Origin of the sequence: Metabacillus indicus (genome assembly GCF_046603695.1) — a bacterium.
GTDB lineage: Bacteria > Bacillota > Bacilli > Bacillales > Bacillaceae > Bacillus_P > Bacillus_P indicus.
The window spans coordinates 1,493,594-1,516,727 of sequence record NZ_CP176757.1 but is presented as its reverse complement, the minus strand read 5'-3'; the positions used below and the strand labels follow the sequence as shown (position 1 = coordinate 1,516,727).

Below are 23,134 nucleotides of genomic sequence, written 5' to 3'. Positions count from 1 at the left end.
TCATCTATTAATTATTGCCTGCCACGGTTTACTATTCGCGAAAAAAGTGCTGAATCCTTTCTATCTCTTTTTGAAACTTTCCTTAAAGTTAAAGAAAAACAGACGATATTACTAATAAGAACTAGTTTCGAAAAAGGATTTGGTGAATTCTATGGATAAAACGTCCCTCATTGGATTATTGTTAGGCATTATCGCAGTCGGCGTCGGCATGTTCATGAAAGGGGTCAGTCCTGCTGTACTCCTCAATCCGGCAGCTCTGCTCATCATCATTGCAGGAACAATTGCCACGGTTGTCACTGCTTTTCCGACAAGCGAGATTAAAAGAGTTCCAAAGCTCTTTGGGGTTATTTTCAAAGAGCAGCAATCGCTCAGCATTCAGGAATTGATTCCTATGTTTTCTGAATGGGCTCAAGTAGCACGGCGCGAAGGATTGCTTGCCCTTGAAGCAAAAATTGCAGATGTGGAAGATCCGTTTTTAAAGAATGGACTGAGCATGGCTGTAGACGGTCAGAACGCTGAGTTTATCCGTGACGTCATGACGGAGGAAATTGATGCAATGGAAGAAAGGCATCTTGCCGGCGCATCAATCTTTTCCCAGGCGGGCACGTACGCACCTACTCTCGGAGTGCTCGGAGCAGTTGTCGGCCTCATTGCCGCACTCTCCCATATGGATAATACAGATGAGCTCGGAAAAGCAATAGGAGCAGCGTTTGTTGCCACATTAATGGGGATTTTTACGGGTTATGTCCTCTGGCATCCATTCGCAAATAAACTTAAGAGAAAATCAAAGCAGGAAGCTAAAGTAAAGCACGTCATGATTGAAGGGGTGCTGTCAGTCCTTGAAGGACAGGCTCCAAAAGCGATTGAGCAAAAACTCGCAACCTACCTTCCAGCTCACGAAAGGGACGGGCTGCTCGCTGAGGGAGAGAAGCTCGATGGCTAGAAAGAAAAAAAAGAAGCATGAAGAAGAGCATGTTGATGAGTCCTGGCTGCTGCCGTATGCAGACCTGCTGACCCTGCTCCTTGCCCTTTTTATTGTCCTGTTTGCCATGAGCTCCGTTGATGCGCAGAAATTCCAGATGCTTGCCCGCGCATTCAACAGCACATTTACAGGCGGAACAGGAGTCCTTGAATATCCAAGCCCTGTGCCGGACGGGGATATGGAGCAGCTGGATGATAAAAAGGAAGTAAAAGAGGATCAGCAGGAAGCACAAAAAGAAATGGAACAGAAAAAGCTTAAAGAAATTCAGGAAAAAGTAAATGCATATATTAAAGCAAACAACCTCGAGAGCCAGCTCAAAACGACCCTTACAGATGAAGGTCTGCTGATTACGATTCTGAACGATATCTTTTTTGATTCAGGCGAATCAGCCATCCGAGGCAAAGATGAGAAACTGGCAAAAGAAATTTCAAATCTGCTCGTCATGAATCCTCCGAGAAATATTATCGTGAGCGGCCATACAGACAATGTTCCGATCTCCAATGCGGACTATGATTCTAACTGGCATTTGAGCGTAATGAGAGCCGTGAATTTCATGAAGCTCTTGCTCGAAAATGAAAAGCTTGATCCAAGAGCCTTTTCCGCCAAAGGATTTGGTGAATATAACCCCGTTGCCGACAATGCAACAGACGCCGGCCAGCAAAAAAACCGCCGTGTTGAAATTCTCATTCTTCCAATTGAACAAAACCAGTAAAAAGCGCCTGATTGCAGGCGTTTTTTTGTTTGAAATATTAATTGATTGAACGTACAGGCAAGGTTAAGGAGAAATGGCGCCACTGCGACGAGTTCCGCCACTTTTACAGGGTATTCATATGAAACGTGGCAGCACTCAGGCGCGTGGCACCACTTATACGGGGTCTTCAACTCAAATGTGGCAGCACTCTCGTGAGTGACGCCACTTTTGCGGGGGTCTTCAACTCTAAGTTGTAGCACTCTACTGAATGGCGCCACTTTTGCGGGGGTCTTCAACTCAAATGTGGCAGCACTCTACTGAATGGCGCCACTTTTGCATGGGTCTTCACCTCAAATGTGGCTGCACTCTTGCGAATAGCGCCACTTTTGAAGGGATCTTCAACTCAAATGTGGCTGCACTCTACTGAATGGCGCCACTTTTGCGGGGGTCTTCACCTCAAATGTGGCAGCACTCTACTGAATGGCGCCACTTTTACGGGGGTCTTCAACTCAAAAGTGGCAGCACTCTACTGAATGGCGCCACTTTTGCAGCGGTCTTCACCTCAAATGTGGCTGCACTCTACTGAATGGCGCCACTTTTGCGGGGGTCTTCACCTCAAATGTGGCAGCACTCTACTGAATGGCGCCACTTTTGCAGCGGTCTTCACCTCAAATGTGGCAGCACTCTACTGAATGGCGCCACTTTTACGGGGGTCTTCACCTCAAATGTGGCAGCACTCTCGTGAATGGCGCCACTTTTGCGGGGGTCTTCACCTCAAATGTGGCAGCACTCTACTTAATGGCGCCACTTTTGCAGCGGTCTTCACCTCAAATGTGGCAGCACTCTACTTAATGGCGCCACTTTTGCAGCGGTCTTCACCTCTAAAGTGGCAGCACTCAGGCGCGTGGCGTCTCAATTGAGTGTCTGTGTCATCAAATGCCAATCACAAAGGCTTTTATACCAACAGAAAAAAATCCGGACTAATTAACTCCCAGTCCGGATTTTTCTTTGGCTATCTGACTTTATCCCAGCATTTTCACTCATGACTGTCGCGGGCATGATATCCGACTTTTTTCATAAGATCAATGACAGTCTGCTTTTCCTCTTCCGATAATATGCCGACAATCTCATTCAACCGTTCCTGATGAGCAGGAAAAATGCGTTCAATCAGCTGTTTTCCGTTTTCGGTGATTTGAGCAAACGTCACACGGCGGTCTTTTTCGCACGCCTTTCTAGTCAGCAGCTGTTTTTGTTCCAGCTTATCGACTACATAGGTGATGCTTCCGCTTGCAAGGAGAATTTTCCCGCCGATTTGCTGCAGGGGCTGATCGCCTTTGTGATACAGCAACTCCAGTACGGCAAATTCCGTCGGATTAAGTCCAAAGCTTGTAATCTGTTTATTCACTTGATCGTTAATGGCACGGTGAGCACGTGACAGTACGATAAATAGCTTTAGTGACTGTTCAATATCTGTTTGTGTATTTTCCACTTTTCATCAATCCTTCGATAACTAAATATCTTGAATTCTAACTATTAATAATACAGACTTTGTTTTCTGCTGTCAAGAAGAGCTCATTCGTGCAATTTAGAAGGATTGTTTCCTTCTAATAAGGCAGCAGCATTTTCCATGAAAACTCTTCCCTTTTCTTTCCATCATACATAAAAAGTCCTATTTCTTCAATAGATGGTTTCAAGGTTCTCACAACGCTTTTCCCAATTCTTCCTTCCTAGTAGAAAACATGTAAATGGTATATAATTGAAAGTATGCCTAATCGGCAATATCAAACTGGGGCGATTAACTTGCTGAAAGATTCTGCACACTACAGAAAAGCTGCCGTCTATTTTTTAATCGTGCTTATCCCCTCCCTTTTGATCAACACAGGCATTTATTTGTATCAAAAGGATAAAATCATGGATGAACACAGGGAAGAGGCAGCGTTTTTAATTACCATTCACAAAAATCAAATTGATAATCTGATACAGGATACAAAAGCGAGGCTTGAAACAATGTCCCTCATTCTTGAAGAAGAAACGGACACAGCAAAAATCCAGCGCATTCTGAATGAAGCGCACAGCCAGGAACCCCGCTTTTCCGGTCTTTATTATGTGAAAAAGAACGGTGAAATAACAGCCGGAACGTCAAAACTGATGAAATCTGTCAACATATCAAACCGCGCGTTCTTCCAAAGTGCCCTGGCTACAAAACAGTCGAAAGTTTCAGATGCTTATTTCGGAAACATAACAGGTGATTATATCGTTTCCATCGGCACTCCCGTACTTGATGATGAAGGAGAAGTCAGGAGTCTGCTTGTAGCAGCGGTTAAAGTCGATTATCTTCAGAACATCATGAACGTGATCAGTCCGAGACTGACGATAAGTGTCATAAATGGCAGCGATCACACGATTTTCACTGCAGGCCGCTCAGAACCGACCGGCAGCATCGAACCTGTACGCGTTTATTTAGATCAGATCCCCTGGAAACTTGAAGGCTTCCCTGAAACCGTCATCACGGCTGATCATACGAAAGACATTGCGGTGTACATGCTGATTGTTTTCGGTCTGATGAACATCATTTACATTCTCATTCAGAATTACTTGCTGAAGAGGCGTGCTCTCTTGGAACAAAGCCAGATTGATGCACAGAAAGTCGAGCTTGTCGGAACACTCGCTGCAAGCACCGCACATGAGATCCGGAATCCTCTTACGGGAATCAAAGGGTTTATCCAGCTGCTTCAGGAAAAATACAAAGATTCAGAGGATCAATATTATTTTTCTGTCATTGACATCGAAATTCAGCGCATTAATGAAATTGTAAGTGAATTTTTAGTCCTCGGAAAACCAACAGCCCATCACCATGCTGTAAATGATCTGAATGCGATCATCCTGGAATTGTCTCCGCTCCTTGGATCAGAAGCCAACTTATACAACACAGAATTGGATTTAAAGCTGAATAAAGAACCGCTTTATATTTTCTGTACAAAAGATCACATAAAGCAAGTCCTTCTGAATCTTGTAAAAAACGCTCTGGAAGCGATAGATAAGCAGGAAGGAAAAGTGACGATAGCTGTCAGGAAGTTCGATGGCAATGCGCAAATTAAAGTAACGGATACAGGCAAAGGCATGCCGCAGGAAGTTCAGTCCAAACTTTTCCACCCTTTCTTTACGATGAAGGATACTGGAACAGGACTTGGTCTTGTCGTATGCAAACGCATCATCACCATGTACAAAGGCACGATATCAATTAAAAGTGTGCCAAACAAAGGCACCGAAGTAACAATTATGCTCCCTCTGACAGAGCCAAAAGCCTGAGGCATCATTAAAACACAAAGAAAGAGTGACAGGATCGCCTGTCACTCTCATTTGCATTTGCCTATGTATCCTGTCAGCTTGTAATAATTTCCTCAATCCTCTGCAGGGTGCTGTAGCCTAAAGCTACATCAGATGCTTTTGCATTTTCAGCGATCTGATCAGGATGAGATGCACCGACAAGGGTGCTTGCAACGTTATGCTGGCGCAGGGTCCATGCAAGGGCAAGCTGGGCAAGTGTGATGTCGTGCTCTTTTGCGAGCTGATCGAGCAGCTCTACTTTGCGGTTCACCATATCATTTAAGATCTGCTTCATCCATGAATTGACGTTTTCACCTGAAGCACGGCTGCCTTTCGGGATCAGCCCCTCTTTATACTTTCCTGTCAGGATTCCCTGAGCAAGCGGTGACCAGACAACTTGAGATACACCGGCATTTTCGCACATAGGGATGATTTCTTCTTCAATATCCCGGTGAAACATATTATATTGCGGCTGATTGACGACGATTCTGTCAAGAAGATAACGGTCTGATACACTGAGCGCTTCCTGAATTTGCGCAGCCGTCCATTCGCTGACCCCTGCATAAAGAACTTTTCCCTGGCGGATCAAGTCGTCTATTGCCCTCAGCGTTTCATCAAGAGGCGTTTCCTGGTCATAGCGGTGGCAATAAAAAATATCGACATAGTCAAGGTCCATTCTCTTTAGACTCGCATGAACCTGTTCCATAATATGCTTTCTTGAAAGCCCTCTGTCGTTCGGCCCGTCTCCCATCGGCCAAAACGCTTTTGTCGTAATGACATAAGAGTCGCGCGGAAATGATTTAAGCGCCCTTGACATGACGACTTCTGCTTTCCCGCGTTCATATACGTTGGCACTGTCGAAAAAGTTGATGCCCGCTTCATAGGCCCTATGGATAATTTCAGATGCTGCCCGCTCATCTACTGTTTTCCCAAATGTAAGCCAGCTTCCAAGACTGATTTCACTAACTTTTAACCCCGATCTCCCAAGCCTCCGGTACTGCATCTCCATTCCCCCTGTTGTGCATGATCAATATCGTTATCTTTAACTTATCAGAAATTTCAAATATCGTAAAGAGAGAGAATCGCCGTCCTTGCGACACAATTTGACACCGCCCCCTCCTCAAATCAATCATTCTCCTTCATTTTTTCTCTGCTTCGTCATCAAACAGGTGCAAAGTCTATCTTTTCACAGACAAAATCAGCTATAATATGGCTAACATAGATCCGTTTAAAAAAGGAGCAGTAACATGACAGAAGTTTTACTCGGCAGCACACTGTCTGCCCTTGCTACAGGACTCGGGGCTCTTCCTATCCTGTTCCTGCAAAATACGATTACACACAGGTGGAGAGATATTCTGCTTGCTTTCACCGCAGGCATCATGATGGCTGCATCCATGATGAGCCTGCTTCCTGAAGCGCTGAATCAGGGAGGGTTTCTTGAGGTCTTTGCCGGACTCTTTCTCGGTGTTTTGGTGCTGACGACACTTGAAAAAAAAATCCCCCATATAGACCTTGAGCATTCAAAATACGGCATACAATTTGACGAAAAGGCGTTCCTGATTATCGCTGCGATCACGATGCATAATCTGCCGGAAGGACTTTCTGTAGGTGTCAGCTATGCATCAGAGCAGTCAGAGACAGGAAATCTGATTGCTTTCGCCATTGGTCTGCAGAACGCTCCTGAAGGATTTCTCGTCGCCTTATTCCTTTTTAATCAGAACATCGGCAAATTTAAAGCTCTGATCATTGCAACTATGACAGGCGCAGTTGAGATCATAACTTCGCTTCTGGGATTTTATTTGACGTCATTCGCGGACAATCTCGTTCCTTACGGCCTGTCCTTTGCAGCCGGGGCCATGCTGTTCATTATTTATAAAGAGCTGATTCCTGAAAGCCACGGGGACGGAAATGAACGGAATGCAACCTACTCCTTCATTCTAGGAATATTGTTCATGATTCTGCTCATTGAGACCTTCGGCTAAATAAAGCGAAAATAAAAACGGCTGAGCTGCGAGCTCTGCCGTTTTTGGTTCTATATAGTAAGTCCTTCCCGATCTGTCCATTTTTTCATAGAATGAATAAACCGCATAAAAGGGGGGGTTGTCCGGTTTTCTTCTTCAAAAACAATCTGCTGGTATTGGTTTAACAGCATGTCCAGTTCCTGGCTGCACTTCACGGCCTCGCTGCTCGTATATCCTCCGGCCCTTGCAGAGTCCATCATTTCTTTCCTTTTTGTATCGATGCTCTCAAGCAGCTGGGTCTTATCTGATACAGTTGACATTTTCTTCCCTCCGCCTCATCCAAAAATATCTGTAATGGGAATAAATATTCAAGTAAATTATTACAGATACTTCTAAACTTGTAAATAGATTAGCAAAATCCGACAGCTTTTTCACAGGACTTTTTGACAATTCTGTTAACACACTTGGATGAACCGACTTGTTTTCCTTTCTTTTCCCATATTCCCCCACATTCAAACCTATATTTCCAACTTTTTTTATAATAAAAAAGAACCGGATTTACCGGTTCAGCAGTTATTTTATCAGTACTTTATCACTTTTGTTTACATCATCCACCGCGGTCACTCTGAAATCTTTTTCTTCGAGTTTTTTAATGATTTTATGAAGCTTTTTTTCTGAAATATCATGGGACAGATTGACGATGATCCGTCTTAAATATGTATCACCATTATCCAGAGTGAGCAGCCCTTCAATATTTACATCTTTGATCGCAGAAACAAGTTCCTTGATGGCACCCTTGTGTTCCTTAGTGCCGACAGTCAGGATATATCCTCCTGTCTTCATGCCGAATGAATCTTCAAGAACATCCATAATGTTTCCATGTGTAATGATACCGGAAAATTCATCTTTTTCATTCAGAACAGCTAAAAATGGAAGCCTTCTGATTGTCAGAAACGTTTTAAAAAACGAATCCTCCTCGTAAACAAATGCATCCTTATCTACAATCAAAGATTGAATTGAATCTTCATTCTTGCCCTGCTTTTCTACATAATAATCGAGCAAATCAACTTTATAGATCAAACCTGCAAAAACTGTCCCGTTGTCTTTCAGAACAGGAATGCTGCGGTAACCTGATTCTTTCAGCAATTCGTAAGCTTCTTTTACAGTACTCTCCGCCTTGCAGTACCTGACATCTTCTTTTTTTACAAAATTGTAGCGAATTTTCATGCGGACAATCCTCCCCTCTTATATTGTTGAAAATTTACCATAGAACAGGACAAGAGTAAAGAAAATTCTAATTATTAAGCCCGCAAGAAACCCCCTTCCTGAAAATGAAGGGGGGATTAAGACCGTTTAAGCCTGCTGCTGTTCTTTTTCGTAGATGGGCACCCATCCTTCAGTCGTTACAAAAATGCGGACTGCTACTACTTTACGGTCTTCCTGCAGCGTAAAGTAGTGGCGGATGTTCGGAGGAACAGAGATCAGGTCGCCGGGATTCAGTTCAACATCGAAAAATGAGCCGTCTTTTGCCTGGATAATAAAAATACCGTGGCCGCTGACAATAAAGCGGACTTCATCATCTGTATGATGGTGCTCCTTCTGGAAATTTTGAAGAAGCTGTTCTAGATTCGGCGTGCTTTCAGACAAAGAAATAACGTCCTGTGCCATGTAGCCGCGGCGTTCCGAGATATCCGCAATTTCATTTGTGAACACCTGAAGAATTTCTTCTTTCTGTTCATCAGAAAGGCTGTAGTTTTCTCTCAATGCCTCCGGCAGCTTCTCAATATCCCATTGCTCATAAATGACCTCCTGCGCATTAAGAAATGCTGAAACTTCCTTTTGATCTGTTAATCTTTCATTCGTTTCTTGAAAACGGATCGTCGCCATCCTTCATTCCTCCTGTATGGTAAATTTATCGCACGAGCGATTTTGCCTGTTTAAGAGCAAGCAGTTTCACTTGATAGGAAAATAAAAATTCGCACGCTTCCAGCACTTTTTTGGCTTCAAACGCGTCTTTTCCCCAAACCGTAATGCCGTGGTTCCGGATAAGAACGGCACCAGAGCTGCCTTTGACATGTCTGCCGAAGTCAGCAGCAAGAGCAGGAATGTCCGCAGGGTTTTCAATAATCGGAATATGCCATTCGGCATCCTCCTCCCACAGCCCGAAAGCTTTAATGATCTCCTGCCCTTTGAAGGTGATTCCGCCTTCATCGCCATACAATTCAGAGATCACATTATTGTCTACAGTGTGGACATGGAGGCTGCAGCCGGCACTGGTCCGCTTATAGATTTCTACGTGCAGAAGGGTTTCCGCTGAAGGTCTTTGTGCTGTATCTTCAAGGGGTGTTCCAGCACCGTCCACAAGCAGAAAATCTTCATCTGTTTGGAGTCTCTTGTCTTTTCCGCTTGATGTGACCAGGAACGAGAGCGGATCTGAATGAACTTTTATCGCAAGATTTCCGCTTGTTCCCGGAAACCAGTCCCGTTCCGCCAGTTCCCTTTTCACAGCTGCAAGCTCACTCCAGCGCTGTTTATATAAGCTCATACTGCCGCCTCCTGCCTTTTCTTCAGCCCTTCAATCACGTCATAAAAAGTTGAAAATGCCTGATGCCGCAGCTGAAGAGTTTCACATTTTTCAAGAAGATAATCCCTGGCAAACACAAAATCTGCAAGCTTGGCCGCTTCAAGATCTGTCACCGAATCTCCGATTACAATGACCTCCTGATCAGAGGAAGCAAGCTTTCTGATGATGCTCGGCTTGCAGCATCCGCAGTCATTTGTGCATCTGTCATCACATGAATTCGGCCAGAGGATTTGAACAAATTCCCCGCTGAAATCTGATTCATTGCAGTAGACACGATCATATTCCACAAGCCCGTTTAACAGCGGATAGACGAAAAAATCAATTCCTCCGCTTACAATGTACAGATGTATTTCATGATCTTTTGCAAACTGAACAAAATCACTGAATCCGTCCCGGATCTGTGCGGTGAACAGCAAATGCTGAATCATATCAGCCTTGAGCTTTGAAGGGATCAGCTCAAACATCCTTCCGACGCCTTCACGGACTGAAATGCGCTGGCTTAAAACATCATCTTTTAAAGTGTTCCACTCAGAAGGAGCGAATCGTTTCATGAGCGCGATAATATTGTCATTGTTTGTAATGGTGCCGTCAAAATCACAGATAATAACCGGTTTGCTCATCGGCCCGCCTCCACCTGACCCCAAAGATCAAGCGCAAGCTGAAGGTCGCGTTCGCTTTTAGCTTTTTCAGATAATGAGATGCCTTCAAGTACAGCATCGATTGCAGAGCGGAAAGCTCTTCCGCCCGCCTGCGCACCGTTTGGATGCCCGTGTACGCCTCCGCCGGCATTAATGACGCTGTCGATGCCGAAATCCTGGATAAGAACAGGAACAAGGCCCGGATGAATTCCAGCTGATGGAACCGGAAACGTTTCTTTTATGCCGGAAGTCTCTTTGCACGCTGCACCGATGGACAGTGCCGCATCCCTTTCAAGTGCCACACTGCCGTATGGCGACGGGAAGAGGGAAAAGTCCGCACCGCATTGCCGCAGCAGCTTTCCAAGCAGCAGAGAGTGCGAAATCCCGTATAGGGCGGAAGAAGACAAGGCTCCGCTTACAGCAGGGTGCGCCATGATCGGGACATGAATCTCCCTGTCTTCTGCAAGCTCCTGCAAAACGTCAAGACCATAAGCGAAAACATTAAACAGCAGGGCGTCCGCCCCGAGGTCTGCAGCGCGTCTTGCCTTCTCTTTGAGGCTGAAGGTCTTTCCAGTTAAATTAACAGCATACATAGCTTTATGGCCGGTCTCCTCATACACGCTGCCAAGCACTTCTTTTCCTGCTGTAATTCTTTGCTCAAACGGAGTCAGAGGATTGTCAAACAGGATTTCGTCATCCTTTACAAGGTCAACGCCGCCAAGTACCTGATGCCTGAGCTGATCTTTTAAAAACGTGAGATCACGTCCAATGACTCCTTTGAAAATGCTCATGAGAAGAGGCCGGTTATAGACTCCAAGCTTTTCCCTGATCCCGCTTATGCCAAATGCAGGTCCCTGAAAGGAAGAAAGAAGATCTCCTGTAAACTCCAAATCAAGCAGTTTCACTTCGCCGTCAAGGGAAAGCTTTCCGAAAACCGTCGTAAGGACTGCAGGAAGGTCATGAGAGTAATTAAGACCAGGATAAAATATTTTTACAATTCCTTTTTTCACTTTTTTTCCGAGAAACTCCGAAATGCGTTCTTCAGCATCCGTTTCTTCAACTGATACAACTTGGCCCTTGTGCTGTTTCAGCTGCTGCTGTGTAAGCTCCGGAAGGTCCGTCCATGAGCCGACCGTAAGGCCTATGGCGATTCCTTCTGCTTTTTTTTGGATGCTGCTCTGATCATAGATGAGATAAGTTGCTGTAACGCCGCTCATGATTATGCCTGCCTTTCGAATTAGAAAATAAAAAAGGTCCCCTCCGCTGACGGAAGAGACCTTATCTGAAATGGGTAAGATCCTTATCTGCCAGCAATTGCTGCAAGATTTAGCACCGTGCTTAAACATCGTTTAAGTCGGTTGCCGGGCTTCATCGGGCCAGTCCCTCCACCTGCTCTTGATAAGAATTGTATATGTTCTGAATAACCTGAAATTAATTTGGATTATGACAGCTTTTCCCTCAGCTGTCAACTGACTGTGAAAAGAGATTTAAAGATTTTATTCTTTCAGCTGCTTCTCTCAATCTCTCTTCAGAGGTTAAAAGTCCCGCACGGACATACCCCTCACCGAACGTCCCGAATCCAATGCCCGGCGCCACGCAAACATGAGCGTGTTCCAGCAGATAGTCAGCGAATGATTCCGATGTGAATCCCCCGGGTACAGGCAGCCAAGCAAAGAATGATCCCGGAGGAGCCTCCACTTTCCAGCCGATGCCGTTCAGTGCGTCTATAAACGCCGCACGCCTGCTTTCATAGCGTGCGACAAGCTCGCTGACGCAATCCTGCGGGGCAAGAAGAGCAGCAGCTGCTGCTTCCTGTATTCCGCTGAACACACTGACAAACATGTGATCCTGGAAAAGATTAATCGACTCTATGACGCTTTTATTGCCGACTGCAAACCCGATCCTCCACCCTGCCATATTATACGTCTTAGACAGCGTATAAATTTCAATTCCAGTCTCTTTTGCTCCCTCGGATTCAAGAAAGCTGACCGGCTTTTTGCCGTCAAAGCCAATTGCTCCATAGGCAAAATCATGCACGACGCAAATGTCATTTTCTTCAGCAAACGCAACCGTGTCATCGAAAAAGCTCCGGCTTGCAACTGCCCCTGTAGGGTTGTTCGGATAGTTTAAAAACATGAGCTTAGCATCCGCCTTCGCTTTTTCAGAGAGCTTGGAATAGTCAGGCAAAAACTCATTTTCCTTCAAAAGAGGCATATATTCCATACGGGCCCTCGCAAGCTCTACGCCTGACCAATAATCGGGATAGCCCGGGTCGGGAACAAGAACCGTCTCACCGGGATTAAGGAGACACTGCGGAATTTCGACAAGACCTGCCTTTCCCCCAAATAGAATCGCCACTTCTGTGTCAGGATCCAGTGTAACGCCATATTCCCTTTGATAAAATTCTGTTATCGCCGTTTTTAAAAAACGCTGTCCTCTGAACGGGGAATATTTGTGATAGTCCGGTTTGCCTGCTGCTTCCTGCAGGGCTTTTACAATATGAGGCGGCGTCGGCTGATCCGGATTCCCCTGGCCAAGATTAATGACATCATGTCCGGCCTCAATACTTGTGTTAACTTTTGCAACGAGACCTGCAAAAAATTGTTTTGGAAGATTATTTAATAGCACTGATTGCTCGAACTTTTTCATCTTTGCACCTTCTTATGAAAATTCTTGAAATTCTAGTGAAAAATCATATATTGTTATAGTCAGCTTGTAAAGGAAAATATTTTTTAGCGGAGATGACGCATATGAAACTTAAAATCGCCTGCCTTCAGACAGACATTGCTTTCGGAAAACCGGACGAAAACATTGCAGCAGTGGAAGAAAAGATGAAATCCATCATGCTTAGCGACAAACCTGATGTGATTGTACTGCCGGAGTTATGGACGACCGGATATGACCTGACACGTCTTGATGTGCTCGCAGATGAAGAAGGAAAACGCACCCTCTCTCTGATGAGCGAACTTTCAAAAAACTGCTCGGTTAATATCATAGCAGGGTCTGTGGCTAAAAGGACAGAGGCAGGGGTAACGAACACCATGTACGTGTTTGACAGACAGGGTGAACTCTTGCACGAATACAGCAAATTGCACCTTTTCAAACTGATGGATGAACACTTGTATCTAAATGGCGGCACAGAAAAAGGGCTTTTTAAGCTTGAAGGAATTCAAAGTGCCGGAGTCATTTGCTATGACATTCGTTTTCCAGAATGGATTCGCGCTCATACCGTTAATGGAGCTGAGATCCTGTTCGTTGTCGCAGAGTGGCCGCTTCCGAGACTTCATCACTGGAAAACCATGCTTATCAGCCGCGCAATTGAAAATCAGTGCTACGTTGTAGCGTGCAACAGGTCAGGGGAGGATCCGAAAAATGTATTTGCCGGTCATTCCATGATCATAGATCCATGGGGAGAAATTCTTGCTGAAGCAGGGACAGAGGAAGCCGTTCTTACAGCAGAAATCGACCTGGAAAAAGTGAAAGAAATCCGAAAGCAAATTCCCGTTTTTGAAGACAGACTTCCCCATTTTTATTTGTAACTTTCTAAAAAAACCATTGACATTTTTCTTTGAAACCTGTTAACATTCAGAACAAGTGATCAATTGCGAATTATTCGAAAACAAACTTAATACAATCTCTTATCAAGAGCAGGCGGAGGGATTTGGCCCTATGATGCCCAGCAACCGACCGTAATACCATTGCGAAATGGGGCGCAGCTTTTTGCGCCGGAAGACATCTTCCACAAGGCACGGTGCTAATTCCAGCAGAAAGACATCTTTCTGGCAGATAAGAGGTGCGAAGCCTGCGCCTTCAAGCCTCTTTCCCTGTGAAAGAGGCTTTTTTACATGTACATAGCCTCTTTCTCAGATGACATGTTCCTGCTGCTGGCAGTAAAAGTCCATATGAAACCGGAGGAAGAAACCCATGTCAAACTATCAATCTTATGAACCATTAACAGAAAGCGCTGCCTTCACACTGGCCCTCAGGCTTGGATTATTTGAAGAAAAGAGCGTGCTTTCCTGCACGGAAATAGGAGACGGCAACTTAAATCTCGTTTTCCGCATTACCGATCAATCAAATAACGGCCTGATCATTAAACAGGCTCTTCCATATGCAAAGGTTATCGGCGAGAGCTGGCCGCTTACGCTCGACCGTGCAAGAATTGAAAGCAGCGCCATGCTCAAGCAGGCTGAAACGGCAGGAGATTACGTGCCGAAGATTTATTACTCAGACGAAACACTTGCCATTACAGCGATGGAGGACCTATCCCATCTTCAGATTGCACGCGCCGGATTGATCGAAGGCAAAGACTTCCCTCTTCTTGGACGCCACATTGGTGAATTTCTTGGAAAAACCCTTTTCTACAGCTCGGATTTCGCTTTAAATCCGCAGACAAAAAAGCAGCTGGTAAAGCAGTTTTCAAACCCTGAGCTATGCAAAATAACGGAAGATTTCGTTTTTACAGATCCCTTTTTTGATGTCGAATCAAACAGCTTTGAAGATGAACTGAGACCTGCAGCAGAAGCCATTTGGAACGACACGGAACTAAAGCTTGAAGTTGCCAAGCTGAAGCATAAATTTTTAACAGAAGCAGAAACCCTCGTTCACGGAGATCTTCATACGGGCAGTATTTTTGCAGATGATGAAACGACAAAAGTCATCGATCCGGAATTTGCTTATTATGGACCGACTGGTTTTGACTATGGACATTTCACAGCCAATTTATTAATGAATGCCATTTCACGCGAGGAAGCAAAACAGCAGGTCCTCCTTGATCATATTGAAACGGCCTGGACTGTCTTTGCAGAGGAATTTTCTAAAGCATGGGAGAAAGACGGCCTTGAAGTTTACACAGGAATCGACGGCTATCTTTCCTTCATCCTGGAAAAAACGTTTGAAGATGCGGTTGGCTTTGCAGGTGTGGAAATCATCAGAAGAACCATCGGGCTTGCGCACGTTGCAGACCTTGATTTAATAGAGCCGCATGACAGAAAGATCGAAGCTAAAATCCGCGCGCTCGAACTCGGAAAGAAACTTGTCAAGCACCGCAGCAGCATCAAAACACCTGCACAAATTGCAGACTATTTCAAACAAGTACCTGTCAGATAAGGAGCATGCACCATGACATATCAGCAATCCATCATACCCCGTTCTGTCGAATGGAAAGAATCCTATATCCGCCTTCTTGATCAGCAGAAACTGCCTGCTGCGACGGAATATCTTCACCTCGAAACGGTTGAGGATGTGTGGGATGCCATTAAAACCCTTAAAGTGCGCGGAGCCCCTGCAATCGGCATTGCAGCTGCTTTCGGGCTCGCGCTCGCGGCAAAAAACTATGAAACAGATGATATTTCGAAATTTCAAAAATGGCTTTCCCGCGATCATGATTATCTTGCCAGTTCAAGGCCGACTGCCGTCAACCTTTTCTGGGCTCTCAGCCGCTTGAAAAACAGTGTGCAGCATGCCATATCTGCAGAAGAAGCAAAAACAGTTCTGCTGCATGAAGCGATACAAATACAGGTTGAAGATGAAGAAACGTGCAGGAAAATCGGCGAGCATGCTCTGCCTCTTTTTAATGAAGGCGACGCTGTTATGACCATATGCAATGCAGGCTCTATTGCCACAGCAAGATACGGAACGGCTCTCTCGCCTTTTTACCTGGCAAAAGAAAAAGGCATCCCTTTGCGTGTATACGCCTGTGAAACACGTCCTGTGCTGCAGGGATCAAGGCTGACAGCATGGGAGCTTATGGAGGCAGGCGTTGATGTAACGCTGATTACAGACAGTATGGCTGCGCATACGATCCGCACAAAACAGATCTCAGCCATCATTGTCGGTGCTGACCGGATTGCTGCAAATGGAGATACAGCCAATAAAATCGGCACCTACGGCCTTGCCCTTCTTGCACATGCTTTCCAGATTCCGTTCTATGTAGCTGCACCTCTTTCGACCTTTGATCCTGCAACAGGCAGCGGAGCAGACATTCCAATAGAAGAGCGTGATGCTGCAGAAATCACTCACATAGCGGGCTGCCGCGTTGCACCTGAAGGAGTGCAGGTATTTAATCCCGCATTTGATGTAACGCCTCATGAACTAATAACCGGCATTATCACAGAGGAAGGCGTTTTATCCGGAGACTACCTGCTGGAAATAAAAAACCTCTTCCAACAAGCCAAAAAGTAGAGCCATCCGGCTCTACTTGATTTGTTTTGTGAAGTGGATGATGGGCTTGCCTTTTGTGCACTCCCTCTTTAAAAGCAGAATACCCCATCTTGATCCAAAACTTCCTCCCCCGCTCATTTTCGGTCAGGACTCCAAGCCTCATTTCAGAGAACCCTTCATCCAGAAGCAGCTTTTCTGCTGTCTCATATGCTGCAGCGGCATACCCTTTTCCATGATAAGAACGGTGAAGAATAAACAAGCCAATCCATGGTTTTTTATCACTCGGATTAAGCGGGCAATATTCGAATATGCCTGCAGGAAAATCGCCGTCCATGATTAAAAATCGTTTGGCACTGACTGCTTTCCCTTCTTCCCTGTCTTCTGCTATGTCCTGCTTATTAAGCATTTCCCTGTCTTCAGAAATTAAGTTATACGCAGGATTTGAGTTCATGATACAGAGTTCTGCATCAAGGAGATGCTTGTCCTGCACCGGTACAAATGTCAGCATACAATGCCCCCTATTCAATCTTCGCCCAAAGCTCTTTAGGGTTCAGTTCATAGATGCTGTTCTCGCGGTACATCATATGATTCACTATAAATTCCCGCCTGATCGTCGCAAAATCTTCGTGGTATTTTTTTATGATGTCATTGATCTCTTTTTCCGGATATTTTCTTCCCGGCTCAAATTCTTTAGCCAAGTGATATAAAACAATAAGCCTTCTTTTCCGCTGCGGCGGAATGGTTTTTAATTTTCCATCTTTTGTTAAATAGTTCCCCAGAATTCTCGCATGTTCACCCGTTTTTTCCTGATTCATCTCAAGCTCCCCTTTTCCAGTGACAATTTCCATCATCCCAAGTGAAAGCTGCTGCAGCAGCTTTTCGTTCACCTGAAAATAGACGGTGTTTTTTACCCGTTTTTCAGTGACAACGCCTGTCTCCCTTAGTTTCGCTAAATGATGTGTGATGGTAGGCGGCGTCAAACCCAGTATTCCGGCCAGCGCCTGCCCGTTTTTAGGGCTTTTCGCCAAAAGAGCCAGAATGCGGATGCGTGTGGCATCTCCCATTACTTTGTGAAATGTGACAAGTTTGCTGAGCTGTATAGTTGTTCCCCTCCATCTAATTCGATTATTATCTAATTAGATGATAATCGAATTAGATATTTCTGTCAATCTCGGTTTTGAAAAACTGGCGCTTTGCCTGGGAGGGGGTAATTGCTGTTATGGGATGTTTGCAGCACAAACTCAGATTGTCGCGAATACGTTTTCGTTCTTAAGCGACTTTTACAACACTAACCCTGACTAGCACAGTGGTGAAAGTATTCTTAACTGTTGTTTACAACACGAACTCTGACTGGCACAGGGGCGAAAGTGTTCTTAAACAATGTTTGCAACACAAACTCTAATTCACAGTAAGAATAAAGTGTTCTTAAACGATGTTTGCAGCACAAACTCTGATCCGCAACAAGACGAAAGTGCTCTTAAACAATGTTTGCAGCACAAACTCTGATTCACAGCAAGAAAAAAGTGCTCTTAAACAATGTTTGCAGCACAAACTCTGCCCCCCAACAAAACAAAAGTGCTCTTAAAAGCTGCCCCCAGCACAACCACACAAAAAAAAGACCCAAGCATTCAGCTTGAGCCCATGTCATCATAATTTCGTCCGGATATCCCACAGTTCAGGAAAAAAACGGTGATCGAGTACTTTTTTTAAATAGGTGACCCCTGAAGATCCGCCTGTTCCTTTTTTGAATCCAATGATCCGTTCGACTGTTTTCTTGTGGCGGAAACGCCATTGCTGAAGCCAGTCCTCAATATCGATCAATTTTTCAGCAAGCTCATACAAGTCCCAGTAGGTGCCGGGATTCCTGTATACTTCGAGCCAGGCTGCCTCTACTGAAGGATCGCCTTTATAGGTCAGAGAAAGATCCCTGCTCAGAATCTCATCTCTAATCGGAAGCCCTGCTTTAGCGAGTGCCTGAATTGAAACATCATAAATGCTTGGGCTGTTAAGGGCTTTTGACAGCTCGCTGTGCAGCCCTTCATCTTTTTTGTAAATTTCCAGAACATGCGTGGTTTTATAGCCGAGGGCAAATTCAATCAGTCTGTACTGATGGGACTGAAATCCTGAAGCCTGGCCAAGCTTGTCGCGGAACTGCACATATTCAGACGGCGTTAATGTAGAAAGCACGTCCCAGGATTCGATAATCTGTGACTGGATTTTTGAGACGCGGGCAAGCATTTTAAATGCCATCGACAGGTTTCCATCTTCGATTGCCTGTATGCTCGCCTGCAGCTCATGCAGAATCAGCTTCATCCATAATTCGCTGACTTGATGGATAATGATAAACAGCATTTCATCATGATGGCCAGATAATCGGTTCTGACTGCCAAGCAGCTGTCCGAGACTCAAATATTCCCCGTATGTCATCCGGCTGCTGAAATCGGTATGTATCCCTTTTTCGTCTTTTGGATCTTTCATGATTTTCCCCCCGCCCCAATTCTCCTCATGCAAAAGGAGTTCATCGCTTGAACTCCTTTTCACTTTATCTGTTCTTATCAGTTAAAATCAGCTTTTTCTGTTCTTCTGTCAGCACATGCATGGCAGTCAGGAGACTCGTATAAAATGCAAGTTTATTCGGCCTTTTCCACATTTTAAGCCCGCCCTTCCAATTTGCCCTTAAGCAACTTTTTTACCCTTATCAAATGATATGTCGCGAAGGCTAAAAAGTGACAAGCAAACCTACATTTTATATGGTATTTTTTCCAGGTCCAGCAGCACTTGCTTTAAATGGACATTCGCTCCTGCATACCCCGTCATACGGCCGTTTGCTCCAATTACCCTGTGGCAAGGCACAATGATGGGAAGATTATTTTTTCTGTTGGCCTGTCCGACTGCGCGGACAGCTTTTGGGTTGCCTGTCTTTACAGCGATGGCCTGATACGTGCAGGAAGTGCCATAAGGAATTTCAGTGAGCGCCTGCCACACCTTTTCCTGAAAGGCTGTTCCCTTTTGCTTCAGAGGCAGGCTGAAGTCTTTTCTGGTGCCTGCAAAATATTCATTCAGCTGCTTCTCTGCTTTATTGAGGAGCGGGTCTTCGCTGCTCTCCTGCACCTGATTTTTTTCCATGAAATCATGCAGGTGTTCTTCCATTAAAAAGAGATTCGTTATATACGTTCCGTCTGATGTTATGCGGAGAATTCCCATTGGCGTGCTGACTGATTTATATGCGTTCATGATGTCTTCCTTTCAGCATGATGTCTGATGAAGCGGCAGGCTGATATGAAAAGCTGTGCCTTTTCCGACTTCGCTTTCAACCTCCACTTTTCCGCAGTGCTCTTCGATGATTTTGTAGCTTACCATTAGGCCGAGTCCAGTTCCCCTGTCTTTCGTTGTATAAAAAGGTTCCCCGAGGCGCTTGATTTTGTCTTCAGGAATGCCTGACCCCTCGTCAATAATCGAAATATGAAGTTCATCTTCGTTTTTCAGGGATATATTGACCTGGATTGTACCGCCTGACGGCATAACCTCAATCGCATTTTTTAAAATATTGATAAAGACCTGCTTGAGCTGATTCGGCTCGCAGTATACATGAGGCACGCAGCCATTATGAAAAAGCTCGATCTGCACATTGACCAATATAGCCTGAGCGTTCAAAAGATCGATTGTTTCCTTCATTATGGTCACGACATCTTTTTCCTGATAGGAAATGGCCTGCGGCTTTGCGAGTATGAGAAATTCTGTAATGATGGATTCAATCCGGCTCAGTTCAGATGTAATCACGTTAAAATACATGGAAAAGTCTTCTTTCACATTCGCCTCAAGCAGCTGGATAAAACCCTTTAAAGCCGTCATCGGGTTTCGGATTTCGTGCGCAATCCCTGCTGCAAGCTCTCCGACAACGCTCAGCGTGTCAGATTTGCGGAGCCGTTCTTCAAGCTCCTTCTTCTCCGTAACGTCTCTGAAAATAGCCAGGTTCATGTTTTCGATAATATGCCGTTTTAATGAAAATTCAAGAATTTTTTCTTTGTTGTTCTGGAGTTTAAATGGAATTTCCTCTGTCATTTCGTCCATGAGATACATGGCGCTGCCTTCCATTTTATCATAGGAAATGAGCTCATGCAGATTGTACTTATGGATGTCCTCAAGAGGGATCTCGAGGATTTTTCCTGCTGCCTGATTGGCGTCAATAATGGTGTAATTGTCATCGATCAGTACAATGCCGTCCATTGCCCCGTTGAAAATTTTCCTGAATTTCTGTTCGCTTTCCCTTAATTCTTTTTCCATTTGCTTTCGGTCGCTAACGTTCCGGAGAATAGTCAGATGATGCCCGTCCGTTACATCCATTTTAGATGTGAATTCCAGCTGCTTGCACTGGCCGTTCGGCATATAAAACAAGAGCTCCTCGCGAATAGCTCCTGATTTTACATATTCTTTTTTGACTGTTCTGAATTTGGATTCACTGAGATCCATAAAATCAAAAATGCTGCTGCTGATCAGGTTTTCCATTGAAAGCTCAAACGTTCTGCAGGCTGACTGATTGGCGCTGATGATCCGCCCGTCATTGTTCCAGATAATAATGGCATCTATTGCATTTTCAAATATTTCCCTGAAACGTTCCTCGCTTTTGAACAGTTTCATTTCCATATTCCGCTTTTCCGTGATATCCCTCATAATGGCCATGTTGAACCCGCTGAGCACATTGGAGGTGGATGTAAATTCAAATACTTTTCTGCGCCCTGACAAAAGCGTCACAGGCATTTCACCTTTTGCCCTGCCTCCTTCATTTAAAATAGACCAGAGCTTATCAAGTTTAAACTGATTCTGGTGCTCAACAAAATCCTCTAGCTTAAATGAGCCCAGGCTGTTTTTATCTATTTCAAAATTCAGACAAAACGAGCCGTTCGCATCAATAAACTGGCCGCTCCCGTCAAATATGACGATGCCGTCTACCGCCCTGTGAAACAGATCTTTAAAGAGCTGTTCGTTGATCGTCCGTTCCCGCTCAAGCATTTTGTTGGAGGATATATCCCTCATAAGAGCAAGATGCCGGGTTCCGAGTGCATTTTTCTTAATGGACAGTTCAATAAATTTCACCTGGCCGTTGTCAAGCTTGATAATCAGTTCATCTTCTATTTGATCCCTGTCACGAAGCTCGTCCACTTGATTCAGCAGCTGCTGGTGGGGAACAAGTGAAAGAAAATCACACATCTTTCTTTTGCTCATTTCCTGCTTATCCAGCTGAAAAAGATGACAGGCAGATTTGTTGCAATCTATAAAATGAAACGATTCATCAAGGATGATGATCGCTTCCATCGCACTTTCAATAATCAATTCCTGCTGACGGCTCTCTTCTGCAAGCCGCTTATTTTCTTCTTTCAATATCGTGATCTGCTCCTGCAATGACGTCACTTCACATTCATTCATTACTTTGCTCATGCATCATTCCGCTCCTTGCCGACGGGCAAATTTTCATCTCCCCTGTAATTCTACAGAATACTGAATAGTCCTTCACCGTTTTACCTGATTTGACAATTTTATTGCTAAGGACCTATGCAAAAAGGAGGAATCATGGAAGAATGCAAAAATTTGTTCTTTTTACATGCACCTTACAACTTCTTTACAATCCCTTTAAAAACAGCTATATTGCTATTTGGCTGTTTTAAACTCTTTTAAGAAAGGGTACAAAGGGTAGTAATATCCCTTATGGGAAAACTAACTGCAGGAGCCTTTAATGACTTCTGTGAAAATGGGTGATACTGTGAAAAATCGTGAAAGCTATTTCGATAATGCGAAATTTATTCTGATCATTCTTGTTGTGTTTGGTCATGTTATTCGCTCATTTATTGATGATAACGAGTTTATGCTGAATGTTTATAAATTTGTGTACACCTTTCATATGCCTGCCTTTATCTTAATATCAGGCTTCTTTGCAAAAGGGTACAATAAAAAAGGCTATGTTCAGAAAATCTTTAAAAAACTGATTATCCCGTATTTGATTTTCCAGGGAATTTACTCTGTCTATTACTTCCTTGTTGAATCCGAAAGCGCTCTTGCCGTCAATCCGCTCGATCCGCACTGGTCGCTTTGGTTCCTGATGAGCTTGTTTTTCTGGAATCTCTTCCTGTTCGCCTATACGAAGCTTGATAAGAGAGCAGCCATTCTTGTCGCCATCGCGCTTGGAGTAGGAATTGGCTATGTCGATTCAGCAAGCAATTACTTGAGTGTGTCAAGAACGTTTGTCTTCTTCCCGCTGTTTTTAGTCGGGTTCTATCTTGATAAATCACACTTCAAACGACTGACTGGAGTAAAAGTGCGCCTCGCATCAATTTCCATGCTGATGGCAGTTTTCGCCGCCTATTTCTTTATGGATTTTGACTACGAGTGGCTGTTTGGTTCAAAACCATACTCCCAGTTTGGCGGAGTCGGCATTGAAGACGGGCTGATCCGTCTCGGGTTTTACACACTGACATTTGTCCTTACATTCAGTTTTCTTTCCCTGATTCCTAAAAGCCGCTTTTTCTTTACACATTGGGGAACACGGACATTTTACGTTTACCTGCTGCACGGATTCATTGTCAGATCCTTCAGAAACAGCGAGGCTCTCGAATGGCTTAAAGATTATCAGAGCGTCACACTGATTGTTCTTCTGTCCGTTCTTCTGACGTTCATCTTGTCTACAAATGCTGTTAAAACTGTTACACAGCCGATTATTGAGCTGAAAGCAACAAATCTGCGCAAATTCTTCAAAAACAGAGAAGAAAAGGTGCAGTACCGCTAATAATAGGACCC

The 23,134-nt window shown here is 44.5% G+C and carries 22 protein-coding genes and 2 riboswitches; of the genes, 8 read left to right on the top strand and 14 right to left on the bottom strand.

Annotated features, from left to right (window positions below; translation table 11 throughout):
- The first annotated feature begins 151 nt into the window (after positions 1-151).
- Together motA and motB are read left to right on the top strand one after the other, a co-directional pair.
- Positions 152-943 carry a flagellar motor stator protein MotA gene (motA, locus tag ACK1LH_RS07530; RefSeq protein ID WP_029281746.1) on the top strand — a complete coding sequence of 264 codons (792 nt, stop codon included), beginning with the start codon at positions 152-154 and terminating at the stop codon, positions 941-943.
- Positions 936-1,694, top strand: coding sequence for a flagellar motor protein MotB (motB, locus tag ACK1LH_RS07525; protein WP_029281749.1), 759 nt, complete (start codon positions 936-938; stop codon positions 1,692-1,694). Before motA ends, motB begins: the two co-directional genes overlap by 8 nt.
- Positions 1,695-2,709: 1,015 nt before the next feature.
- On the opposite strand, the gene ACK1LH_RS07520 is transcribed toward motB, so the two are convergent.
- Positions 2,710-3,162: a MarR family winged helix-turn-helix transcriptional regulator gene (locus ACK1LH_RS07520; RefSeq protein WP_029281751.1), complete on the bottom strand. Its 453-nt coding sequence runs from the start codon at positions 3,160-3,162 to the stop codon at positions 2,710-2,712.
- A gap of 311 nt (positions 3,163-3,473) precedes the next feature.
- Between ACK1LH_RS07520 and ACK1LH_RS07515 the strand changes: the two genes are divergently transcribed.
- Complete coding sequence (locus ACK1LH_RS07515; RefSeq protein WP_051827042.1) at positions 3,474-4,982, top strand: ATP-binding protein; 1,509 nt, start codon at positions 3,474-3,476, stop codon at positions 4,980-4,982.
- Between the two features lie 73 nt (positions 4,983-5,055).
- Here ACK1LH_RS07515 and ACK1LH_RS07510 read toward each other — a convergent pair whose 3' ends face one another.
- Entirely contained in the window at positions 5,056-6,003 is a 948-nt protein-coding gene (locus ACK1LH_RS07510) for an aldo/keto reductase family protein (RefSeq protein WP_029565441.1), read from the bottom strand.
- 244 nt (positions 6,004-6,247) lie between these two features.
- On the opposite strand from ACK1LH_RS07510, the gene ACK1LH_RS07505 reads away from it, so the two are divergent.
- Positions 6,248-6,982 (top strand): ZIP family metal transporter, encoded by a 735-nt coding sequence (locus tag ACK1LH_RS07505; RefSeq protein WP_029565440.1) that lies wholly within the window; start codon positions 6,248-6,250, stop codon positions 6,980-6,982.
- A 50-nt stretch (positions 6,983-7,032) separates the two neighbouring features.
- On the opposite strand, the gene ACK1LH_RS07500 is transcribed toward ACK1LH_RS07505, so the two are convergent.
- From ACK1LH_RS07500 to ACK1LH_RS07470, 7 genes are all read right to left on the bottom strand, one after another.
- Complete coding sequence (locus ACK1LH_RS07500; protein ID WP_035206479.1) at positions 7,033-7,281, bottom strand: aspartyl-phosphate phosphatase Spo0E family protein; 249 nt, start codon at positions 7,279-7,281, stop codon at positions 7,033-7,035.
- 253 nt (positions 7,282-7,534) lie between these two features.
- Positions 7,535-8,188, bottom strand: coding sequence for a cyclic di-AMP binding protein CbpA (gene cbpA / locus ACK1LH_RS07495; protein WP_411334897.1), 654 nt, complete (start codon positions 8,186-8,188; stop codon positions 7,535-7,537).
- 126 nt (positions 8,189-8,314) lie between these two features.
- Positions 8,315-8,848, bottom strand: coding sequence for a 1,2-dihydroxy-3-keto-5-methylthiopentene dioxygenase (locus ACK1LH_RS07490; RefSeq protein WP_411334896.1), 534 nt, complete (start codon positions 8,846-8,848; stop codon positions 8,315-8,317).
- Positions 8,849-8,873: 25 nt separating this feature from the next.
- Positions 8,874-9,506 carry a methylthioribulose 1-phosphate dehydratase gene (locus ACK1LH_RS07485; RefSeq protein WP_029281766.1) on the bottom strand — a complete coding sequence of 211 codons (633 nt, stop codon included), beginning with the start codon at positions 9,504-9,506 and terminating at the stop codon, positions 8,874-8,876.
- Positions 9,503-10,165, bottom strand: a complete 663-nt coding sequence (locus tag ACK1LH_RS07480) for a 2-hydroxy-3-keto-5-methylthiopentenyl-1-phosphate phosphatase (RefSeq protein ID WP_411334895.1) — start codon at positions 10,163-10,165, stop codon at positions 9,503-9,505. Before ACK1LH_RS07480 ends, ACK1LH_RS07485 begins: the two co-directional genes overlap by 4 nt.
- Entirely contained in the window at positions 10,162-11,400 is a 1,239-nt protein-coding gene (mtnW, locus tag ACK1LH_RS07475; RefSeq protein WP_411334894.1) for a 2,3-diketo-5-methylthiopentyl-1-phosphate enolase, read from the bottom strand. The genes ACK1LH_RS07480 and mtnW overlap by 4 nt, the downstream gene beginning before the upstream one ends.
- Before the next feature lie 80 nt (positions 11,401-11,480).
- A riboswitch (SAM riboswitch) is annotated at positions 11,481-11,588 on the bottom strand.
- A 53-nt stretch (positions 11,589-11,641) separates the two neighbouring features.
- On the bottom strand, positions 11,642-12,832 hold the full coding sequence (locus tag ACK1LH_RS07470; RefSeq protein ID WP_411334893.1) for a pyridoxal phosphate-dependent aminotransferase: 1,191 nt from the start codon (positions 12,830-12,832) through the stop codon (positions 11,642-11,644).
- 101 nt (positions 12,833-12,933) lie between these two features.
- Here ACK1LH_RS07470 and ACK1LH_RS07465 point away from each other — a divergent pair, with 101 nt between their 5' ends.
- From ACK1LH_RS07465 to mtnA, 3 genes are all read left to right on the top strand, one after another.
- The gene (locus ACK1LH_RS07465; RefSeq protein WP_411334892.1) at positions 12,934-13,722 is read left to right on the top strand and encodes a carbon-nitrogen family hydrolase; all 789 of its coding nucleotides are present in this window, start codon (positions 12,934-12,936) and stop codon (positions 13,720-13,722) included.
- 96 nt (positions 13,723-13,818) lie between these two features.
- A riboswitch (SAM riboswitch) is annotated at positions 13,819-13,976 on the top strand.
- Between the two features lie 131 nt (positions 13,977-14,107).
- Positions 14,108-15,292, top strand: a complete 1,185-nt coding sequence (gene mtnK, locus ACK1LH_RS07460; RefSeq protein WP_411334891.1) for an S-methyl-5-thioribose kinase — start codon at positions 14,108-14,110, stop codon at positions 15,290-15,292.
- 12 nt (positions 15,293-15,304) lie between these two features.
- Positions 15,305-16,366 carry an S-methyl-5-thioribose-1-phosphate isomerase gene (gene mtnA, locus ACK1LH_RS07455; protein WP_203290043.1) on the top strand — a complete coding sequence of 354 codons (1,062 nt, stop codon included), beginning with the start codon at positions 15,305-15,307 and terminating at the stop codon, positions 16,364-16,366.
- Here the strand turns inward: mtnA and ACK1LH_RS07450 are convergent.
- The 5 genes from ACK1LH_RS07450 to ACK1LH_RS07430 all read right to left on the bottom strand — a co-directional run bounded on the left by ACK1LH_RS07450 (position 16,293) and on the right by ACK1LH_RS07430 (position 21,781).
- Positions 16,293-16,853: a GNAT family N-acetyltransferase gene (locus tag ACK1LH_RS07450; RefSeq protein WP_411334890.1), complete on the bottom strand. Its 561-nt coding sequence runs from the start codon at positions 16,851-16,853 to the stop codon at positions 16,293-16,295. The genes mtnA and ACK1LH_RS07450 overlap by 74 nt on opposite strands.
- A gap of 10 nt (positions 16,854-16,863) precedes the next feature.
- Positions 16,864-17,445: a metalloregulator ArsR/SmtB family transcription factor gene (locus tag ACK1LH_RS07445; RefSeq protein ID WP_029281783.1), complete on the bottom strand. Its 582-nt coding sequence runs from the start codon at positions 17,443-17,445 to the stop codon at positions 16,864-16,866.
- A gap of 547 nt (positions 17,446-17,992) precedes the next feature.
- Positions 17,993-18,823, bottom strand: a complete 831-nt coding sequence (gene kynA, locus ACK1LH_RS07440; protein ID WP_411334889.1) for a tryptophan 2,3-dioxygenase — start codon at positions 18,821-18,823, stop codon at positions 17,993-17,995.
- Positions 18,824-19,084: 261 nt separating this feature from the next.
- Positions 19,085-19,579 (bottom strand): methylated-DNA--[protein]-cysteine S-methyltransferase, encoded by a 495-nt coding sequence (locus ACK1LH_RS07435; RefSeq protein WP_029281787.1) that lies wholly within the window; start codon positions 19,577-19,579, stop codon positions 19,085-19,087.
- Positions 19,580-19,591: 12 nt separating this feature from the next.
- Positions 19,592-21,781 (bottom strand): PAS domain-containing sensor histidine kinase, encoded by a 2,190-nt coding sequence (locus ACK1LH_RS07430; RefSeq protein ID WP_029281789.1) that lies wholly within the window; start codon positions 21,779-21,781, stop codon positions 19,592-19,594.
- Between the two features lie 295 nt (positions 21,782-22,076).
- On the opposite strand from ACK1LH_RS07430, the gene ACK1LH_RS07425 reads away from it, so the two are divergent.
- Positions 22,077-23,123 carry an acyltransferase family protein gene (locus ACK1LH_RS07425; RefSeq protein WP_051865119.1) on the top strand — a complete coding sequence of 349 codons (1,047 nt, stop codon included), beginning with the start codon at positions 22,077-22,079 and terminating at the stop codon, positions 23,121-23,123.
- Positions 23,124-23,134: the final 11 nt, after the last annotated feature.

Excerpts from the sequence above, each read along its gene's own strand:
- motA (WP_029281746.1), top strand. The coding sequence starts at position 152 with ATGGATAAAACGTCCCTCATTGGATTATTGTTAGGCATTATCGCAGTC.
- motB (WP_029281749.1), top strand. The coding sequence starts at position 936 with ATGGCTAGAAAGAAAAAAAAGAAGCATGAAGAAGAGCATGTTGATGAG.
- ACK1LH_RS07510 (WP_029565441.1), bottom strand. The coding sequence starts at position 6,003 with ATGCAGTACCGGAGGCTTGGGAGATCGGGGTTAAAAGTTAGTGAAATC.
- ACK1LH_RS07505 (WP_029565440.1), top strand. The coding sequence starts at position 6,248 with ATGACAGAAGTTTTACTCGGCAGCACACTGTCTGCCCTTGCTACAGGA.
- ACK1LH_RS07500 (WP_035206479.1), bottom strand. The coding sequence starts at position 7,281 with ATGTCAACTGTATCAGATAAGACCCAGCTGCTTGAGAGCATCGATACA.
- cbpA (WP_411334897.1), bottom strand. The coding sequence starts at position 8,188 with ATGAAAATTCGCTACAATTTTGTAAAAAAAGAAGATGTCAGGTACTGC.
- ACK1LH_RS07490 (WP_411334896.1), bottom strand. The coding sequence starts at position 8,848 with ATGGCGACGATCCGTTTTCAAGAAACGAATGAAAGATTAACAGATCAA.
- ACK1LH_RS07485 (WP_029281766.1), bottom strand. The coding sequence starts at position 9,506 with ATGAGCTTATATAAACAGCGCTGGAGTGAGCTTGCAGCTGTGAAAAGG.
- ACK1LH_RS07480 (WP_411334895.1), bottom strand. The coding sequence starts at position 10,165 with ATGAGCAAACCGGTTATTATCTGTGATTTTGACGGCACCATTACAAAC.
- mtnW (WP_411334894.1), bottom strand. The coding sequence starts at position 11,400 with ATGAGCGGCGTTACAGCAACTTATCTCATCTATGATCAGAGCAGCATC.
- ACK1LH_RS07470 (WP_411334893.1), bottom strand. The coding sequence starts at position 12,832 with ATGAAAAAGTTCGAGCAATCAGTGCTATTAAATAATCTTCCAAAACAA.
- ACK1LH_RS07465 (WP_411334892.1), top strand. The coding sequence starts at position 12,934 with ATGAAACTTAAAATCGCCTGCCTTCAGACAGACATTGCTTTCGGAAAA.
- mtnK (WP_411334891.1), top strand. The coding sequence starts at position 14,108 with ATGTCAAACTATCAATCTTATGAACCATTAACAGAAAGCGCTGCCTTC.
- mtnA (WP_203290043.1), top strand. The coding sequence starts at position 15,305 with ATGACATATCAGCAATCCATCATACCCCGTTCTGTCGAATGGAAAGAA.
- ACK1LH_RS07450 (WP_411334890.1), bottom strand. The coding sequence starts at position 16,853 with ATGCTGACATTTGTACCGGTGCAGGACAAGCATCTCCTTGATGCAGAA.
- kynA (WP_411334889.1), bottom strand. The coding sequence starts at position 18,823 with ATGAAAGATCCAAAAGACGAAAAAGGGATACATACCGATTTCAGCAGC.
- ACK1LH_RS07435 (WP_029281787.1), bottom strand. The coding sequence starts at position 19,579 with ATGAACGCATATAAATCAGTCAGCACGCCAATGGGAATTCTCCGCATA.
- ACK1LH_RS07430 (WP_029281789.1), bottom strand. The coding sequence starts at position 21,781 with ATGAGCAAAGTAATGAATGAATGTGAAGTGACGTCATTGCAGGAGCAG.
- ACK1LH_RS07425 (WP_051865119.1), top strand. The coding sequence starts at position 22,077 with ATGACTTCTGTGAAAATGGGTGATACTGTGAAAAATCGTGAAAGCTAT.